15 protein-coding genes and 2 riboswitches are annotated in these 17,747 nt (G+C 67.8%); all 15 genes read left to right on the forward strand.

Translation table 11 applies throughout. The features are described from left to right. Positions 1-9 precede the first annotated feature (9 nt). The 15 genes from murG (at position 10) to gcvPB (ending at position 17,725) form a co-directional block, all read left to right on the forward strand. Positions 10-1,194: an undecaprenyldiphospho-muramoylpentapeptide beta-N-acetylglucosaminyltransferase gene (murG, locus tag OVY29_RS01720; RefSeq protein ID WP_037554584.1), complete on the forward strand. Its 1,185-nt coding sequence runs from the start codon at positions 10-12 to the stop codon at positions 1,192-1,194. Further along, the gene (murC, locus tag OVY29_RS01725) at positions 1,194-2,624 is read left to right on the forward strand and encodes a UDP-N-acetylmuramate--L-alanine ligase (RefSeq protein WP_037554585.1); all 1,431 of its coding nucleotides are present in this window, start codon (positions 1,194-1,196) and stop codon (positions 2,622-2,624) included. Before murG ends, murC begins: the two co-directional genes overlap by 1 nt. Continuing rightward, entirely contained in the window at positions 2,621-3,520 is a 900-nt protein-coding gene (gene murB / locus OVY29_RS01730; protein ID WP_037554586.1) for a UDP-N-acetylmuramate dehydrogenase, read from the forward strand. Before murC ends, murB begins: the two co-directional genes overlap by 4 nt. Beyond that, positions 3,517-4,443 carry a D-alanine--D-alanine ligase gene (locus tag OVY29_RS01735; RefSeq protein ID WP_037554587.1) on the forward strand — a complete coding sequence of 309 codons (927 nt, stop codon included), beginning with the start codon at positions 3,517-3,519 and terminating at the stop codon, positions 4,441-4,443. The genes murB and OVY29_RS01735 overlap by 4 nt, the downstream gene beginning before the upstream one ends. Continuing rightward, positions 4,440-5,378: a cell division protein FtsQ/DivIB gene (locus OVY29_RS01740; RefSeq protein ID WP_313910693.1), complete on the forward strand. Its 939-nt coding sequence runs from the start codon at positions 4,440-4,442 to the stop codon at positions 5,376-5,378. Before OVY29_RS01735 ends, OVY29_RS01740 begins: the two co-directional genes overlap by 4 nt. Before the next feature lie 4 nt (positions 5,379-5,382). Beyond that, positions 5,383-6,639 carry a cell division protein FtsA gene (ftsA, locus tag OVY29_RS01745; RefSeq protein ID WP_136173816.1) on the forward strand — a complete coding sequence of 419 codons (1,257 nt, stop codon included), beginning with the start codon at positions 5,383-5,385 and terminating at the stop codon, positions 6,637-6,639. A gap of 153 nt (positions 6,640-6,792) precedes the next feature. Further along, positions 6,793-8,244: a cell division protein FtsZ gene (gene ftsZ / locus OVY29_RS01750; protein WP_037554778.1), complete on the forward strand. Its 1,452-nt coding sequence runs from the start codon at positions 6,793-6,795 to the stop codon at positions 8,242-8,244. A gap of 60 nt (positions 8,245-8,304) precedes the next feature. Further along, positions 8,305-10,044 carry a tetratricopeptide repeat protein gene (locus tag OVY29_RS01755; protein WP_037554590.1) on the forward strand — a complete coding sequence of 580 codons (1,740 nt, stop codon included), beginning with the start codon at positions 8,305-8,307 and terminating at the stop codon, positions 10,042-10,044. Between the two features lie 154 nt (positions 10,045-10,198). Next, positions 10,199-11,374: a deoxyguanosinetriphosphate triphosphohydrolase gene (locus OVY29_RS01760; RefSeq protein ID WP_037554591.1), complete on the forward strand. Its 1,176-nt coding sequence runs from the start codon at positions 10,199-10,201 to the stop codon at positions 11,372-11,374. A gap of 126 nt (positions 11,375-11,500) precedes the next feature. Then, positions 11,501-12,154, forward strand: a complete 654-nt coding sequence (locus tag OVY29_RS01765) for an NAD-dependent dehydratase (protein ID WP_313910694.1) — start codon at positions 11,501-11,503, stop codon at positions 12,152-12,154. Between the two features lie 58 nt (positions 12,155-12,212). After that, a riboswitch (glycine riboswitch) is annotated at positions 12,213-12,303 on the forward strand. Further along, a riboswitch (glycine riboswitch) is annotated at positions 12,304-12,412 on the forward strand. A gap of 52 nt (positions 12,413-12,464) precedes the next feature. After that, a complete protein-coding gene (gene gcvT / locus OVY29_RS01770; RefSeq protein ID WP_313910695.1) occupies positions 12,465-13,589 on the forward strand; it encodes a glycine cleavage system aminomethyltransferase GcvT in 1,125 nt (374 codons plus the stop codon). A gap of 3 nt (positions 13,590-13,592) precedes the next feature. After that, positions 13,593-13,964: a glycine cleavage system protein GcvH gene (gcvH, locus tag OVY29_RS01775; protein WP_037554592.1), complete on the forward strand. Its 372-nt coding sequence runs from the start codon at positions 13,593-13,595 to the stop codon at positions 13,962-13,964. Between the two features lie 39 nt (positions 13,965-14,003). Then, on the forward strand, positions 14,004-14,810 hold the full coding sequence (locus tag OVY29_RS01780; RefSeq protein WP_037554594.1) for a glycosyltransferase family 2 protein: 807 nt from the start codon (positions 14,004-14,006) through the stop codon (positions 14,808-14,810). Positions 14,811-14,822: 12 nt separating this feature from the next. Next, on the forward strand, positions 14,823-16,181 hold the full coding sequence (gene gcvPA, locus OVY29_RS01785; RefSeq protein WP_313910696.1) for an aminomethyl-transferring glycine dehydrogenase subunit GcvPA: 1,359 nt from the start codon (positions 14,823-14,825) through the stop codon (positions 16,179-16,181). After that, entirely contained in the window at positions 16,178-17,725 is a 1,548-nt protein-coding gene (gcvPB, locus tag OVY29_RS01790; protein WP_313910697.1) for an aminomethyl-transferring glycine dehydrogenase subunit GcvPB, read from the forward strand. Before gcvPA ends, gcvPB begins: the two co-directional genes overlap by 4 nt. Positions 17,726-17,747: the final 22 nt, after the last annotated feature.

Below are 17,747 nucleotides of genomic sequence, written 5' to 3' on the forward strand. Positions count from 1 at the left end.
CGCCCAAAAATGACCGCGACGCGCCACTTCCTTCTCGCCGCCGGCGGGACGGGAGGCCATATGCTGCCCGCCTACGCCCTCGCCGGCGAACTGATCGCGCGCGGCCACCGCGTCGCGCTGGTCAGCGACGACCGCGGGCTGAAGATCCCCGGCGCGCCCGCCGAGATGGAAACGCATGTGCTTCCCGCCGGCCGCGTCCACGGCGGCCCCGTCGGCTGGCTCAAGGCGGCGCTCGCGATCCGCAAGGGGCGCCGCTTGGCGATCGACCTGATCCGCGAGTTCGACCCTGCGGTCGTCGTCGGCTTCGGCGGCTATCCCTCGCTTCCCAGTCTGCTCGCGGCGGGTTCGACGAAGCGGCCGCGCGTGCTGCACGAGCAGAATGCCGTGCTCGGCCGCGTCAATCGCATGATGGCGCCGCGCGTCGACGCGGTGGCGGTCGCCTATCATAATATCCAGCGCTATCCCGCGGGGCACGAGCTCAAGAAACATATCACCGGCAATCCGGTGCGCGACGAGATCGTCGCGATCCGCGACGACGGTTTCCCGCCTTTGCCCGAGGACGGCATCTTCCGCCTGCTCGTCGTCGGGGGCAGCCTCGGCGCGACGGTGCTCAGCGAGGTCGTGCCCGCCGCGATCGCGATGCTGCCGCGCGCGCTGCTCGACCGGTTGCAGGTCGTGCAGCAATGCCGCGAGGATGATCTGGAAGCGGTGCGCGCCAAATATGCCGAACTCGGCGTCGCCGCCGAATGCGCGTCCTACATCAAGGATTTTCCCGATCGGCTGCGCTGGGCGCATATGGTCATCGCGCGCGCCGGGGCGTCGACCGTCGCCGAACTCGCCTGCGCCGGGCGCCCCGCTATCTTCGTCCCCTATCCGAGTGCGATGGACGATCATCAGACTTATAATGTCGTCGACCTGGTCGAAGCGGGCGGGGCGATCGCCTTTCAGCAGCCGGCCTTCACTCCCGCCGAGGTCGCGAAGCATATCCAGCGCATGGCGCTCGAACCCGGCGCGATCGAGGAAGCCGCCGAGCGCGCGGCAAGCTGCGGCCTGCCGAACGCGACGCGCGACCTCGCCGATCTTGTCGAATCGCTCGTCGCGCCGCCGATGATGGACGTGATCCGCGTCGGCGCGCCGTCGCGCAGCGCGGCGGTAGCTGGCGGCGTCGCCGCTACCCGCGCGGGAGACAAATGATGCGCGGCGTCGCGACCGATATCGGCACGATCCATTTCATCGGCATCGGCGGCATCGGCATGTCGGGCATCGCCGAGGTGATGCACAATCTCGGCTATCGGGTGCAGGGCAGCGACATCGCCGAATCCTATGTCGTCGAGGGCCTGCGCAAACGCGGCATCAAGGTCGCGATCGGCCATGAGGCCTCGAACGTCGATGGGGTCGCGGTGGTCGTCACCTCGACCGCGGTCAAGCGCGGCAACCCCGAGGTCGAAGCCGCGCTCGCGAGCCGCATCCCCATCGTCCGCCGCGCCGAGATGCTCGCCGAGCTGATGCGGCTCAAGTCGACCGTCGCCATCGCGGGCACGCATGGCAAGACGACGACGACCAGCCTCGTTGCGGCCTTGCTCGACGCGGGCGGGATCGACCCCACCGTGATCAACGGCGGCATCATCAATAATTATGGCTCGAACGCGCGTCTCGGCGCGTCGGACTGGATGGTGGTCGAGGCCGACGAGAGCGACGGTAGCTTCCTGCGCCTCGACGGGACGATCGCGGTCGTCACCAACATCGATCCCGAACATCTCGACCATTATGGCAGCTTCGACGCGATCAAGGATGCGTTCGTCGAGTTTATCGAGAATGTGCCCTTTTACGGCGCCGCGATGCTGTGCCTCGACCATCCCGAGGTGCAGGCGATCATCCCGCGCATCCGCGACCGCCGCATCATTACCTATGGCTTCTCCGCCCAAGCCGATGTGCGCGGCACCAATGTGACGCCGGGCCCCGACGGCAACCGCTTCGACGTCGTCGTGCGCGACCGCGACGGGAACAGCCGCACGATCGAAGGCATCCACCTGCCGATGTCGGGGCGCCATAATGTGCAGAATTCGCTCGCGGCCATTGCCGTCGCCCTGCACATGGGCGTTTCGGACGACAAGATTGTATCGGGCTTCAACGGCTTTGCCGGGGTCAAGCGGCGCTTCACCAAGGTCGGCGAGATTGCCGCGGGCGAGGGCGTCGTCACCGTCATCGACGATTATGCGCATCATCCCGTCGAGATCCGCGCGGTGCTGTCGGCTGCGCGCGAAGGCGTCGGTGCGGGGCGCGTCGTCGGCGTCGTCCAGCCGCACCGTTTCACGCGCCTTCGCGATCACATGGACGATTTCCAGCAGGCATTCAACGACGCCGATATCGTGCTCGCGCTGCCCGTTTACGCTGCCGGGGAGGCGCCGATTGACGGTGTATCGTCGGATGCGCTGGTCGAGGGCCTCCGCGATCGCGGTCATCGTCAAGCCAATGTCGTCGCTGACGCGGGGGCGTTGGCTTCCGCTATCGCCGCCAGCATCGCCGCAGGCGATCTCGGCGCAGGCGACAAGATCATCTGTCTCGGCGCGGGCGACATTACCAAGATGGCGGCGGGTTTAGCCGCTGCGGTCGAGGCAGCATGAGCGCCGCCGAAACCCTCCCTGCGGTGCGTGGCAAGCTGACGGCAAAAGCGCCGCTGGCGCCGCTGGTCTGGTTCAAGTCGGGCGGCCCCGCCGACTGGCTCTTCGAACCGAAGGACGCCGATGATCTCGCCGATTTCCTCCGCGACCTCGATCCCGCCGTGCCGGTTATGGCGCTCGGGCTCGGCTCGAACCTGATCGTCCGCGACGGCGGCTTTCCCGGCGTCGTCGTCCGGCTCGGCAAGGCGTTCGCGAAGGTCGAAGCCATCGACGCGACGAGCTTGCGCTGCGGTGGCGGCGCGTCGGGGATACTCGTCTCGTCGACCGCGCGCGATGCGGGGATCGCCGGCATGGAATTTCTGCGCTCGATCCCCGGCACGGTTGGCGGCTTCGTGCGGATGAACGGCGGCGCCTATGGCGGCGAGGTCAAGGACATATTGATCGACGCCGACGTCGTGCTGCGCTCGGGCGAGCGCCGGTCGCTGCCGCTCGCCGATTTGGGCTACACCTATCGCCACAGCGAATTGCCCGAAGGTGCGGTGGTGATCGGCGCGACCTTCCGCGGCCGTCCCGGCGAACCCGCTGCGATCCAGGCCGAAATGGACCGCATTTCGGCGAGCCGCGAGGCGTCGCAGCCGCTGCGTTCGAAGACCGGCGGCTCGACCTTCAAGAACCCCGACGGCAACAAGGCATGGCGACTCGTCGACGAGGCCGGCTGCCGCGGCTTCACCGTCGGCGGCGCGCAGGTCAGCGAAAAGCACACCAATTTCCTCATCAACACCGGTGAGGCGACGAGCGCCGACATCGAAGCGCTCGGCGAGGAAGTCCGCCGCCGGGTCAAGGCCAAGAGCGGCATCGAATTGCAATGGGAGATTCAGCGCGTGGGGAAGGCCAAGTGAGCCGGGGTCCGTGGCATGTCGCCGTCCTGATGGGCGGCTGGTCGGCCGAGCGCGAAGTGTCGCTGATGAGCGGCAACGGCGTCGCCGACGCCCTCGAAAGCCGCGGCCACAAGGTCACACGCATCGACATGGACCGCGACGTCGCGCTGCGGCTCGCCGAAGCGAAGCCCGATGTCGTGTTCAACGCGCTCCACGGCGTGCCGGGCGAGGACGGAACGGTGCAGGGCATGCTCGACTTGATGGGCCTCAAATATACCCATAGCGGGCTGGTCACTTCGGTGATCGCGATCGACAAGGAATTGACGAAACAGGCGCTCGTGCCGCATGGTATTCCCATGCCGACGGGGACGATGGTCGACAGCGAAAGCCTCTTTTCCATCGACCCCCTGCCGCGCCCCTATGTGCTGAAACCCGTCAACGAAGGCTCGTCGGTCGGGATTGCAATCGTCAAGGACGACAGCAATTACGGCAACCCGATCGCGCGCGATGCGGTGGGCCCCTGGCAGAAGTTCGACCGCCTGCTCGCCGAACCCTTCATCAAGGGGCGCGAGCTGACTGTTGCCGTACTTGCCGACACGCCGCTCGCGGTCACCGAATTGCGCGTGAAGTCGGGCTTCTACGACTATGACGCCAAATATACTCCGGGCCTCACCGAACACATCTGCCCCGCCGACGTTCCCGCCGACGTCGCGCAGCGGATGAAGGATCTGGCGCTGCAGTCGCATCGCCTGCTCGGCTGCAAGGGCGCGTCGCGCTCGGATTTCCGCTGGGATGACGAGCATGGCCTCGCGGGCATCTTCCTGCTCGAGGTCAACACCCAGCCCGGCATGACGCCGCTCAGCCTCGTGCCCGAACAGGGGCGCGCCGTCGGCATGGATTATGCCGAACTCGTCGAACGCATCGTGGGGGAAGCGCTCATATGAGCAAGACACAGATCAAGCGCGGGAAAGCACCGCCAAGGCGGCCCGCGCGCGCGCCGAAAAAGCGGCGCAAGATCCAGCAGTCGCGCCTCAACGCGATCATCAACGCGCTGCCGGTCAGCCCGCAGCGTCTGCAGCAGGTCGCCAACTGGACGATCGGGCTCAGCCTCTGCGCCGTCGCGGCGATCGCCGCGCACGCGACCGGCGTCACCGCGAAAATCCACGAGGAATATGCGCAGGCGGTCGGCCGCGCGGGCTTTCAGGTCAAAAAGGTCGAGGTCGTCGGCGCCGACCGCATCGACCGGCTCAAACTCTATGACATCGCGCTCGCGCAGAAGGACCGCTCGATGGCCGCGGTCGATCTTGAGGATGTCCGCGCGGACCTCATGAAATATGGCTGGATCAAGGATGCGCGCGTGTCGCGACGCCTGCCCGACACGCTCGTCGTCGACATCGTCGAACGCACCCCGGCGGCGATCTGGCAGCACTCGGGCCGTCTGTCGCTGATCGACGACAAGGGCGTCGTGCTCGAACCCGTCACCGTCGCGACGATGCCCGACCTGCCGCTCGTCATCGGCCCGCGCGCCAACCAGCGGTCGCAGGATCTCGCGCGCCTGCTCGCCGAGGCGAGCAGCCTCAAGGAATTGCTCGCCGGCGCGACCTGGGTCGGCAACCGCCGCTGGGACCTCCGCTTCCGCAGCGGCGAGACGCTGTCGCTGCCCGAAGGCGAGGCCGAAGCGAAAGCCGCGCTCGTCAAATTCGCGCATATGGACGGCGCCAACCGCCTGCTCGGCCGCGGCATCCTCCGCTTCGACATGCGCGACCCCGCGCGCTTCGTGCTTCGCCTGCCGCACGAGGGACAGGTGGCGCCGGCGAAGCTCGACGACATGCGCGCAGCGGTCGATGCCGTCGCGGCCAGCCAGTCGAGCGAGGGCTAGGGGCATGGCGCCGCCGCGCATCGAAAAGATCATCACCGCGCTCGATGTCGGGTCGTGGAAGGTCTGCGCGTTGATCGCGGGGCAGACCGCCGACGGCAAGCTCCACGTCCTCGGCACCGGCCAGCGCGAGAGCCGCGGCGTCCAGCGCGGCTATGTCGCCGACATGGAACAGACCGAGCATGTCGTGCGCGAGGCGATCGAACAGGCCGAGCGCATCGCGGGCCTCAACATCGACGATGTCTGGGTCAGCTTCTCGGCGGGCAGTCTCTTGAGCGACGTCGCGCCGATCGAAAGCGAACTCGGCGGCCACCGGATCGAGCAGGAGGACGTCGACGATCTGCTCGCCGCGGGCCGCGCGGGCATCGATCCCGAGGGCCGCATGATCCTCCACGCCCAGCCCGCGCTCTACACGCTCGACGGGCTCAACGGGGTCAAGAACCCGATCGGCCTTCACGCCGACCGCCTCGGCGTCGATATCCACATCATCATGGCCGACGGCGCGCCGGTACGGAACCTCGAGGCGGCGGTGCGTCAGGCGCATCTCGACGTCAACGCGGTCGTCGCTTCGCCGATCGCCGCGGGGCTCGCCTGTTTGTCGGAGGAGGAGCGCGACCTCGGCGTCGCGCTCGTCGAGCTCGGCGCCGCAGTCACGACCGTTTCGCTCTACGCCGGGGGCATGCTCGTCGAAATGGCGTCGCTGCCCTTCGGTGCGAGCGACATCACCGACGACATCGCCTCGGCCTTCGGCATAAGGCGGAGCCAGGCGCAGCGCTTGCAAAGCTTCTACGGTTCGGCCTCGGCCAGTCCGCGCGACAATAACGAGATTATCGAACTCGAACCCGGCGCGCCTTCGGGCGGCGATTCCCCGCGCATCACGCGCGCGCAGCTCGTCGCGGTGATCCGCCAGCGGCTCGACGCGATGATGGGCGAGATCGGCCGGACCTTGAAGGACCTCCATTTCGTCGGCCCGATCGGGCGCCAGGTCGTGCTCGTCGGCGGCGGCGCCGACCTCAAGGGCATCGCCGACTATACGCAGGCCGCGCTCGGCCGCGCCGCGCGCGTCGGGCGACCGCGCGGCTTGCACGGCCTGCCCGATGCGCATGGCGGTCCCGCTTTCGCGACGCTCGCGGGTCTGGTTCTCTATGCCGCGTCGGACCCCGTCGACCTTCGCGACCTGCCGATGATGGCGCAGGATGTTTACAAGCCGGCGGGGACCTCGATCCTCCACCGGCTGATGGCCGCATTGAAAAGCAGTTTTTAGGTGCTGCAAAGGCGAAAAGGTTAATTTTTTGGGTGATTCCGACGTCACAATAGTGCAATGCGGTAACAGTTATCCGGGCGGCAGGACCACCGCCCGACGGGTCGCAAGGTGCAGGGAAGCGGCATCGGTTCGCCGCTGCAGGGAGATTATTTGATGAGCATCAATATTGGCCCGCCGCAGGTCGACGAGCTGAAGCCGCGCATCGCGGTGATCGGCGTCGGCGGCGCGGGCGGCAATGCCATCGCAAACATGATCGCGGCGCGCGTCGAGGGCGTCGATTTCGTCGTCGCGAACACCGACGCGCAGGCGCTTAACGCCTCGCCGGCCGAACGGCGCATCCAGCTGGGGACGCAGATCACCCAGGGACTGGGCGCGGGTTCGCGGCCCGAGGTCGGCCGCGCGGCGGCCGAGGAAAGCATCACGCAGGTCGAAGAGGCGCTCAACGGCGCGCATATGTGCTTCGTCGCGGCGGGCATGGGCGGCGGCACGGGCACCGGCGCGGCGCCGGTCATCGCGAAAGCGGCGCGCGACCGCGGCATCCTGACCGTCGGCGTCGTGACCAAGCCCTTCATGTTCGAAGGCTCGCGGCGGATGCGCTCGGCCGACGCCGGCATCGCCGAGCTGCAAGAGCATGTCGATACGCTCATCGTCATTCCGAACCAGAATCTCTTCCTCGTCGCCAACCCGAACACGACCTTCAAGGAAGCGTTCACCATGGCCGACGAGGTGCTTCAGCAGGGCGTGCGCGGCATCACCGACCTGATGGTCATGCCCGGCCTCATCAACCTCGACTTCGCCGACGTGCGCAGCGTGATGCGCGAGATGGGCAAGGCGATGATGGGCACCGGCGAAGCCGAAGGCGACGGCCGCGCGCTCGAAGCCGCCCAGAAAGCGATTGCCAACCCGCTGCTCGACGGCGTGTCGATGGCGGGCGCGAAGGGCGTCATCATCTCGATCACCGGCGGCGAGGACATGCGCCTGATGGAAGTCGACGAGGCCGCGAATCATATTCGCGAGCTGGTCGATCCCGACGCCAACATCATCTGGGGCAGCGCGTTCAACGACAGCCTCGACGGCAAGATCCGCGTCTCGGTCGTCGCGACCGGCATCGACGGTACGGGCGAAGCGGCGCAGGCCGCGCCCGCGACGCGCAGCTTCTCCTTCGCTCCCGCGCGCACCGCGGCGCCGGCACCGGTGGCCGAAGAGGTGGTCGAACCCGCGGTGCAGGAAGAACCCGTCGCCGAAGCGCCGGTCCAGCAGGACAACGACCCGGCACCGGGCTTCTCGCTCGGCGATGCCCCCGAACCCGAGGCTCCGGCCGCGGCGGAGGAAGAGCCGATGGAATTGTCGCAGGTCGCCGCGACCTATGACGATACCGCCGACGAACTGGTGCTCGACGCGCCCGAAGCTCCGGCGAGCGATTATCGTTCGGCGCCCGCAGCGGAAGCTCCGGCCGAAGCGCCGGCGCGCTCGGTCGGCGGCGGCACCCTGTTCGAGCGCATGTCGCGGCTCTCGCGCGGGGCATCGACCCCCGACGCCGAAGAGGGCGGCAAGGACGACGGGGTCGATATTCCGCGTTTTCTGGGACGGCAGAACAACCAGTAACGGGGCTATCGAGCGGCCGCCCGCCGGGCACGGCAGGCCGGAAATCGGGATGAGTTGCCCATGCGGCAGGTGAAATGGACGGCGAAGCCGGCGCGCGCGCGCTACCTTGTTCGCGCTCTCGGCGCGCTGTTGCTTGGAACCGCGACGCTCGGCCTGGTGCAGGCGCCCGCACTGGCTCAGGTGACCCCGCCGGACCCCGCGACGAAGGCGGCGATGGAAAAGCGCACGGCCGCGCGTAGCTTGCTGTCGTCGTCGCTCGCCCGCATCGCGGCGAACAGCAGCGACACGGCAGCGCTGCTCGATGCGGGGCGCGCGTCGATCGATCTCGAGGATTATCGCGCCGCGCTCGGTTTCCTCGTCCGTGCCGAACAGGCGCGCCCGCGCGACGGCACGATCAAGGCGGCGCTGGGATCGGCGATGGTCCATATGGAAAATCCGACGCGCGCGCTCGACTATTTCGGCGAGGCGCAGCTGATGGGTGCGCCCGAACGCCTGTTCCTCGCCGACCGCGGCCTCGCGCGCGACCTTCTGGGGCAACAGGATGCGGCGCAGCGCGACTATCAGCTCGCCCTGTCGATCGCGCCCAACGACGAACTGACGCGGCGCTATGCGCTGTCGCTCGGGATCAGCGGCGACGCCGATCGCGGAATCGCCATGCTGACCCCGCAACTGCGCGCGCAGGATCGCGGGGCTTGGCGGCTCCGCGCGATGATCCTCGCGATGAACGGCCGCGACAAGGAAGCGACCGAAATCGTCAATGCGACGATGCCGCCCGCGATGGCGCAAAATATCACCCCCTATCTGCTCCAGATGGACCGGCTCAATCCCGCGCAGCAGGCCGCGGCGGCGCACTTCGGCCGCTTCCCCAGCGGTCAACCCGGCCCGAAACGTGGGCCCGTGCAGGTCGCGGCCGCGACGCCGCCGGCCGGGGCGACGGGCAAACCGGCGGCCAACGACCGGCGGCGGCCCGCTGCGGCGGTGACGCCGACGCCCGCGCCGGTGCCTACCGCGCGCAAACCTGAGCCGGCACCGGCCGTGCGTTCACCCACGCCCACGCCCACGCCGCCGGCCGCCCGGCCGGTCGCCGAGCCGCCCGCTTCGGCGCGGGTGGAGGCCAGCCGCCCCGCTCCGGCGCCCGCGCGCCCCGCGGCGGCGCCCGAACCGGTCGGTGCGGCGGTCGACGCCGGAAAAGGACCGATCGGTCCCGGATTCTCGATCGCCGATATGGGCCGTTCGACCCCGGCCGCATCGCCGTCCGCGCCGGCTGCTTCTCCGGTCGCGACGAGTTCCGCCGCCGCGTCGGCCCCGCTCGCGTCGCTTGCCGAGATCGTCGGATCGATCGAAATCCCGGCCGAAGAGCTGAGTCGGCCGGACAATGCGATCGGCGCCGACACGCTCGCCATGCTGCTCGAAGACAAGCGCAAGGCCGAAGCGGCCGAAGCGGCGAAGCGCGAAAAGGAAGAGGCGGCCGCCAAGGCGAAGGCCGAAGCGGATGCCAAGGCGAAGGAAGAAGCCGCGAAGAAAAAGGCGAACCCCGCGCGCCTCTGGGTCCAGATCGCGACGGGCGCGAACCTCAAGGCGCTCGCCTTCGACTACAACCGCTTCGCCAAGCGCAACGCGGCGCTGTTCAAGGGCAAATCTGGGTCGACCGCCGAATGGGGCCAGACGCGGCGCCTGCTCGTGGGGCCCTTCTCCAACCGCAAGGCGGCGCAGGACTGGCTCGGCGACTATAAAAAGGCCGAAGGCGACGGCTTCCTCTTCGACAGCGAAATCGGCGAAATCGTAGAGCCGCTCAAGTGAGCGGGGCTGAAACGAACATAAATCCTCCCTGTGCCGAAGGCATGGGGAGGGGGACCGCCGCCGCAGGCGGTGGTGGAGGGGCGACGACGCGGCGCCATGGCCCCTCCGTCAGCGCTTCGCGCCGCCACCTCCCCATGCCTGCGGCACAGGGAGGATTTGCTTGATTTCCCATTGCGCCAGCGACCCCGCGCGCAGCCGCGGCCGCCTCCACCCCGAATCCGGCCGCGTCGTGCGCGGCCCACGCGACGATTTTCAGCGCGACCGCGACCGCATCATCCACTCGATCGCCTTCCGCCGCCTGCGCCACAAGACGCAGGTGTTCGTCGCGCCCGACGGCGATCATTACCGCGTCCGCCTGACCCACAGCATCGAGGTCGCGCAGATCGGCCGTGGTATCGCGCGCGCGCTCGGGCTCAACGAGGATTTGACCGAAGCCCTGTGTCTGGCGCACGACATCGGTCATCCGCCCTTCGGTCACGCGGGCGAGGATGCGCTCAAGGCCGCGATGGCGGCGCACGGCGGCTTCGACCACAACGGCCATACGCTGCGCACGCTCGCGCGCCTCGAATGTCCCTATCCGCTGTTCGACGGCATCAACCTGACGTGGGAAACATTGGAAGGGCTCGCCAAGCATAATGGCCCCGTCGCGAACCCCGGCTGGGCGCTCGCCGAAATCGACGGCGAGTTCGGGCTCGATCTCGCCAGCCATGCCAGCCTCGAGGCGCAGGTCGCGGCGATCGCCGACGATATCGCCTATGACAATCACGACATCGACGACGGCCTGCGCGCCGGGCTGCTCGACCTCGACCAGCTGATGGCGCAGCCCTTCGTTGCCGCCAATTACCATGCGGTCGAGGGGCGTTTCCCCGGCGCGCCGCGCGACCGGCTGCTGCGCGAACTCGTCCGCGATCAGATCGGCGTGATGGTCAACGACGTGATCGCCGCAACCGCCGCCAACGTGTCCGATGCCGGCGTCGCGAGCGCCGATGAGGTCCGCGCTGCGGGGCGCACGCTCGGCGGCTTCTCGCCCGAACTCGCCGCCGCGGAACGCGAGCTTAAACGCTTCATGTACGCGAACCTCTATCACCACCCCGAACAGCTCGCCGCCGCCGAGGCCGCAAACCGGGTCGTCGCCGACCTCTTCGCCGCCTATGCCGCCGATCCCGCGTTGATGGGCGCCGACTGGGCGGCGCGGCTCCCCGGCGAAACCTGCGCGACAAACCGGCATATCGGTGATTATATCGCGGGCATGACCGACCGTTTCGCCATCGACCGCTACGCCGACATCTTCGGCCGCGACGCCGTGCCCCCGGCGCTGGCGCATGCCTGAAACTCCCCGTTTCCTCGAGCAAAGACGAGGGGCCCGTTCGAACGGAGCGAGAACTGCGCACCCGCGCTGCCTCGACTTCGCTCGGCATAGCCCCTCGTCTTCGCTCGGGGATACGGATCAGGTTTCATGAATATGTCGTCGATCCTCCTCGTCGGCGCGACCGGCATGGTCGGCCGCGCGGTGATCGCCCATTTCGGACCCGCACCCGTAACCGTCCTCGCGCGCCGCGCGGTCGAGGGGCTCGCACCGCATCACAAGGCGCTGGTCGCGCCATCCGAACGCTGGGGCGACATCATCGCCGCCGAACGGCCCGCCCTGCTCATCTCCTGCCTCGGCACCACGATCCGCCAGGCGGGGTCGCAGGCGGCGTTCCGCGCGGTCGATCACGACCTCGTGCTTGCCGCTGCGCGCGGGGCGAGGACGGGCGGCACGCCGCATATGATCGCGGTCAGCTCGGTCGGCGCCGCGGCGAAGAGCGGCAATTTCTACCTTCGCACCAAGGGCGAGACCGAGGACGACCTCAGCGCGCTCGGCTTCGACCGCCTAGACCTCATCCGCCCCGGCCTGCTCCGCGGCGACCGGCCGGGACCCCAGCGCCTCGCCGAAGGGCTCGCGACGATCGCCGCGCCGCTGACCGATGCGCTGCTCCACGGCGGCTTTCGCCGCTACCGCTCGATTTCGGGCGACAGCGTCGCCGCCGCGATCGTCGCGCTGGCCGGACAAAAGGCTTCGGGCGTGTATATCCACGAAAACGACGCGATCCGCGCGCTCGCCGATTGACTCCGCCGGGGCGCAGCGCCAAGGCTCGCGGCGTCTGTCGGTCCTGACAAGGGATTCGACCGGCCGCGCGGGAGAGCGCGGGGGCAACCCCGCCACCGAAGGAGCAACCGCCCCGGAAACTCTCAGGTGAAGCGGACCGCGCGGGCTGGAACGGACACTCTGGAAAGCGTTCCGGCCGATTCTGCCGGAACCACCGAAGGGGTAACTCCATGAAATCATGGAGGAAAACTCTCAGGTTCCCGTGACAGAGGGGGCATGGCACAGGGCGGCACCCGGCCGCGCCTTGCCGTGTCAACGACGGGAGTGCGATATGCGCGAAGATGAAGAAATTCCGATCGAAACGGCCACCCTGCCGCTCGACGCCTGGCACCGCGCGAAGGGCGGCCGCATGGTCGAATTCGCCGGATACTGGATGCCGATCCAGTATGAAGGCATCATGGCCGAACATCTCTGGACGCGCGAAAATGCCGGCCTGTTCGACGTCAGCCACATGGGACAGCTCTCACTCTCGGGCGACGGCGTCGCCGAAGCGCTCGAAACGCTCGTCCCCGGCGATATTTCGGCGCTGAAACCCGGCCGGATGCGCTACTCGCTGCTGCTCGATGAAGACGGCGGCATTCTCGACGACCTGATGATCACCAACGAGGGCGATCAATATGGCATCGTCGTCAACGGCGCCGTAAAATGGGAAGACATCGGTCACCTGCGCGAGAATCTCCCCGACCACATCACGCTCAACCATAATGAGGATTACGGCCTCTTGGCGCTGCAGGGGCCGAAGGCGGTCGACGCGCTGTCGCGCCTCATTCCTGAAGCTGCGACGCTCGTTTTCATGCAGGCGACCCGCGCGACCTGGCAGGGCCACGCGATCGGCCTCAGCCGCTCGGGCTACACCGGCGAGGATGGCTTCGAGATTTCGTTGCCCAACGAGGCACTTGAAGCCTTTGCCGACGCGCTCTGCGCGATGGAAGAGGTCAAGCCGATCGGCCTCGGCGCACGCGATTCGCTGCGGCTCGAAGCGGGCCTGCCGCTTTACGGGCATGACCTAAGCCCGGAGATCGACCCCGCCGAAGCCGATCTCGGCTTCGCGGTCAGCAAGCGCCGCCGCGAGGAGGAGAATTTCCCCGGCGCCGCGCGCATCCTCGGCCATCTCGAGGACGGCCCGCCCCGCAAGCGCGTCGGCCTGACCGTCGATGGAAAGCTGCCGGTGCGTGAGGGCGCCAAGCTGTTCGACGGCGAGGATGAAATCGGCGTCGTGACCTCGGGCGGTTTTGCGCCCAGCGTCGGCGCGCCGATCGCGATGGGCTTTGTTCCGACGGGCCTGTCCGAGCCGGGCGCCGCGATCGCCGCCGAAGTGCGCGGCAAGCTGGTCCATTGCACCGTCACCGCCATGCCATTCATTCCGCACCGCTATGTGCGCAAACAGGGAGCCTGATCGATGCCGCGTTATTACACCGAAGAACATGAATGGATCGACGTCGACGGCGACGTCGCGACGGTCGGCATCACCGACTTTGCGCAGGGCCAGCTCGGCGACATCGTCTTCGTCGAGGTTCCCGACACCGGCGCCGAACTGACCGCGGGCGGCGACGCCGCGGTGGTCGAATCGGTGAAGGCCGCCAGCGACGTCTATGCTCCCGTCGACGGCACCGTGACCGAAGGCAATGGCCAGCTCGAGGAAGACCCCGCGCTCGTCAATTCGGACCCCGAAGGCGAAGGCTGGTTCTTTCGCATGACGCTGTCCGACAAGGGCCAGCTCGATGGCCTGATGGACGCGAAGGCCTATAAGGCCTTCTGCGACGCCCTGTAACCGATCGCCCCTCCCGCGGGCGGGAGGGGGAGGGATGCGATGACCGACGCCGCGCCAGCCAATTGCCGCCTGATGGTGGCGACGCCGATCTATGACGGCGCGCAGGGCACCTATGTCCGCGCGGCGCTGGGTCTCGCGTTGGCGGCGCAGGCAGAGGGTGTGCCGGTGCGGTTCGAATTCATCCTCCACGAAGCGCAAATCCACCGCGCGCGCAGCCTGCTCGCCGACCTGTTTGTGCAGAGCGATTGCAGTCATCTGCTGTTCGTCGATGCCGATATCGACTTTGCCGCCGCCGATATTTTTTCGATGATCGAGGCGATGGCGGGACGGCCCGACTGCGCCATTCTCGGGGCCGCGGTGCCGCGCCGCACGGTCAACTGGCCGCAGGTCGCGCGCGCTGCGGAGCGCGGATTGGGAAAGGACAATGCGGCCGATCTTGCCCGATATGCCGGTGATTTCGCATTGAGCTTCCTGCAAGCCGATCAGCGCTTCGCGCTGACCGACCTCGTCGAGCTGTCGCAGCTCGGCACCGGGCTGATGCTGATCCGCCGCGATGTCGTCGAAACGCTTTGCGCGCGGCACCCCGAACTCGCTTTCCGCACCGATGCGCGGGACCGGCAGGGGACGGGGGTGCGTGAGAGCGTCCACGCGCTCTTCCTGCCAGAGATCGATGGCGGCAGCGGCCTGATGCTGTCGGAAGACTATGCCTTCTGCCACCGCGCGCGCGATGCGGGCTTTCGTATCTGGCTCGCCCCTTGGGTGCGCACGACACACAGCGGCCCCGCCGCCTTTCGCGGATCGCTCGCCGATCTCGCGCCGCTTTTTGCTTCTTCTTCCGATACCTGACCGGAGTATTTCATGCGTTATCTCCCTCTCACTCCCGATGACCGCGCGGCGATGCTTGCGGCGGTCGGCGCGTCGTCGATCGACGACCTGTTCGCCGATGTGCCCGCCGAGGCGCGGCTCGATGGTCCGATCGAAGGCCTGCCGATGCACGCGAGCGAACTCGCGGTCGAACGTCATATGGCGGCGCTCGCGCGACAGAATCGCGCCGCGGGCGACGGGCCTTTCTTTCTCGGCGCGGGCGCCTATCGCCACCATGTTCCCGCCAGCGTCGATCATCTGATCCAGCGCGGCGAGTTCCTCACCGCCTACACGCCCTATCAGCCCGAAATCGCACAGGGCACGCTGCAGATGCTGTTCGAATTCCAGTCGCAGGTCGCGCGGCTGCTCGGCACCGATGTTGCCAATGCGTCGATGTACGACGGTTCGACCGCCTGCTGGGAAGCGATCGTCATGGCGCGCCGCATCACGAAGCGCAGCAAGGCGCTGCTTTCGAACGGCCTCCACCCGCATTACCGCAGCGTCGCGCGCACGATGGCGAAATATACCGGCGATGTGCTGGTCGACGGCGACCCCAGCCTCGAAGCAGGAACCGACTGGGCCGCGCTCGCGGATAGCATCGACAAGGAGGTGAGTTGCGTCGTCGTCCAATATCCCGACATCCTCGGCCGCATCGACGACATGACGAAGCTCGCCGAAGCTTGCCAGGCGGCGGGTGCGCTGCTGATCGCGGTTGTCACCGAACCCGTCGCGCTGGGCCTTATCAAGTCGCCGGGCGAAATGGGCGCCGACATCGTCGTGGGCGAAGGGCAGGCGATCGGCGTCGGGCTGCAATTCGGTGGGCCTTATGTCGGCCTGTTCGCCTGCAAATCGAAATATGTCCGCCAGATGCCCGGCCGCCTCTGCGGCGAGACGGTCGATGCGAATGGAAAGCGCGGTTTCGTGCTCACCCTGTCGACCCGCGAACAGCATATCCGTCGCGAGAAAGCGACGAGCAATATCTGCACCAACGCAGGGCTTTGCGCGCTGGCCTTCAGCATTCACTTGACCCTGCTCGGTGAAGCCGGCCTCCGCCAGCTTGCCGCGATCAACCATGGCCGCGCGCAGGCGGCGGCGGCCGAGCTGGCGAAGGTGCCGGGCGTGTCAGTGATGAACGACAGTTTCTTCAACGAATTCACGTTGCGGCTGCCCGCCGACGCGCGCGCGACAGTGCACAAGCTCGCCGAAAAGGGCGTGCTGGGCGGCGTGTCGCTCGGCCGTCTTTATCCCGAAAATGATGGCCTCGCGAATGGGCTGGTGGTCGCGGTGACCGAAACCGTGACCGAGGATGATATCGCGGCCTTTGCCGCGGCGCTGAAGGAGGTGCTCGCATGACCGCGCTCAACCGTGCCGGCTGGCGCCCCGAAATGAACCCCGCGGGCGGCGCCGACGACAATATGACCTTCACCGGAAACCGTGCCTTGATGCTCGAGGAACCGCTGATTTTCGAAATCGGCTCGACCGATACCACCGGCGTCGATTTCGACGAGCCGGCGCCCGCCGCCGACCTCGGTTCGCTGATGCGCAGCGCTCCCATCGGCCTGCCGGGGCTGAGCGAGTCCGAAACGGTGCGCCACTATACGCGCCTGTCGCGGCAGAATTACGCGATCGATCTCGGCCTCTTCCCGCTCGGTAGCTGCACGATGAAGCATAACCCGCGCCTCAATGAAAAGGTCGCGCGGATGCCGGGCTTTGCCGACGTCCACCCGCTTCAGCCGCAGGAAACGGTGCAGGGCGCGTTGGCCGTGATCAACGAACTTGCCGTGTGGCTGATCAAGCTCACCGGCATGTATGGCGTCGCCATGTCGCCCAAGGCGGGCGCGCATGGCGAGCTTTGCGGCATCCTCTGTATCAAGGCGGCGCTCGAGGCGCGCGGCGAGGATCGGCGCGTGCTGCTCGTCCCCGAAAGCGCACACGGCACCAACCCCGCCACCGCGGCGTTCGCGGGCTTCACGGTCGAGGATATTCCCGCGACTCCCGAGGGCCGCGTCGACCTCGCGGCGCTCAAGGCGCGCCTTGGCCCCGACGTCGCGGGGGTGATGATCACCAATCCCAATACCTGCGGCCTGTTCGAGCGCGACATGAAGGCGATTTCGGACGCGGTGCACGCGGCGGGCGGCTATGTCTATTGCGACGGCGCGAACTTCAACGCGATCGTCGGCCGCGTGCGTCCGGGCGACCTCGGCATCGACGCGATGCACATCAACCTGCACAAGACCTTCTCGACCCCGCACGGCGGCGGCGGTCCGGGTTCGGGGCCGGTCGTGCTGTCGGAGGCGCTGTCGCCGTACGGCCCGATCCCCTATTCCGCGCGCTACGCCGACGGCTCGTTCAAGCTGGTCGAAGAGGAGAGCGCGGGCGAGGAGCACCCCGATACCTTCGGCCGCATGACCGCCTTCCATGGCCAGATGGGCATGTTCACGCGCGCGTTGACCTATATCCTCAGCCACGGGGCCGACGGGCTGAAACAGGTCGCCGAGGATGCGGTGCTCAACGCGAACTATGTGCTGCGCAGCCTCGAGGACGTCCTCGACGCGCCCTTCGCTGGCTCGGGCCCGTGCATGCACGAGGCGCTGTTCAGCGACAAGGGCCTCGCCGAGGGCTTCTCGACGCTCGATATCGCCAAGGGGCTGATCGACGAGGGCTATCACCCGATGACGGTCTATTTCCCGCTCGTCGTCCATGGCGCGATGCTCGTCGAGCCGACCGAGACCGAGAGCAAGGCGGTGCTCGACCAGTTCATCGGCGCGCTGCGCAGCATCGCGATGCGCGCGAAGAATGGCGACCCTGCGCTCAAATCGGCCCCGCATTTCGCGCCCCGCGCGCGGCTCGATGAGACGCTCGCGGCGCGGAGGCCGATGCTGGCGTGGGAAGGATGAATAGAGGCCATTCAAGCGGCCG

This window comes from Sphingopyxis sp. SE2, assembly GCF_032227185.1.
GTDB lineage: Bacteria > Pseudomonadota > Alphaproteobacteria > Sphingomonadales > Sphingomonadaceae > Sphingopyxis.

Excerpts from the sequence above, each read along its gene's own strand:
- murG (WP_037554584.1), top strand. The coding sequence starts at position 10 with ATGACCGCGACGCGCCACTTCCTTCTCGCCGCCGGCGGGACGGGAGGC.
- murC (WP_037554585.1), top strand. The coding sequence starts at position 1,194 with ATGCGCGGCGTCGCGACCGATATCGGCACGATCCATTTCATCGGCATC.
- murB (WP_037554586.1), top strand. The coding sequence starts at position 2,621 with ATGAGCGCCGCCGAAACCCTCCCTGCGGTGCGTGGCAAGCTGACGGCA.
- OVY29_RS01740 (WP_313910693.1), top strand. The coding sequence starts at position 4,440 with ATGAGCAAGACACAGATCAAGCGCGGGAAAGCACCGCCAAGGCGGCCC.
- ftsA (WP_136173816.1), top strand. The coding sequence starts at position 5,383 with ATGGCGCCGCCGCGCATCGAAAAGATCATCACCGCGCTCGATGTCGGG.
- ftsZ (WP_037554778.1), top strand. The coding sequence starts at position 6,793 with ATGAGCATCAATATTGGCCCGCCGCAGGTCGACGAGCTGAAGCCGCGC.
- OVY29_RS01755 (WP_037554590.1), top strand. The coding sequence starts at position 8,305 with ATGCGGCAGGTGAAATGGACGGCGAAGCCGGCGCGCGCGCGCTACCTT.
- OVY29_RS01765 (WP_313910694.1), top strand. The coding sequence starts at position 11,501 with ATGAATATGTCGTCGATCCTCCTCGTCGGCGCGACCGGCATGGTCGGC.
- gcvT (WP_313910695.1), top strand. The coding sequence starts at position 12,465 with ATGCGCGAAGATGAAGAAATTCCGATCGAAACGGCCACCCTGCCGCTC.
- gcvH (WP_037554592.1), top strand. The coding sequence starts at position 13,593 with ATGCCGCGTTATTACACCGAAGAACATGAATGGATCGACGTCGACGGC.
- OVY29_RS01780 (WP_037554594.1), top strand. The coding sequence starts at position 14,004 with ATGACCGACGCCGCGCCAGCCAATTGCCGCCTGATGGTGGCGACGCCG.
- gcvPA (WP_313910696.1), top strand. The coding sequence starts at position 14,823 with ATGCGTTATCTCCCTCTCACTCCCGATGACCGCGCGGCGATGCTTGCG.
- gcvPB (WP_313910697.1), top strand. The coding sequence starts at position 16,178 with ATGACCGCGCTCAACCGTGCCGGCTGGCGCCCCGAAATGAACCCCGCG.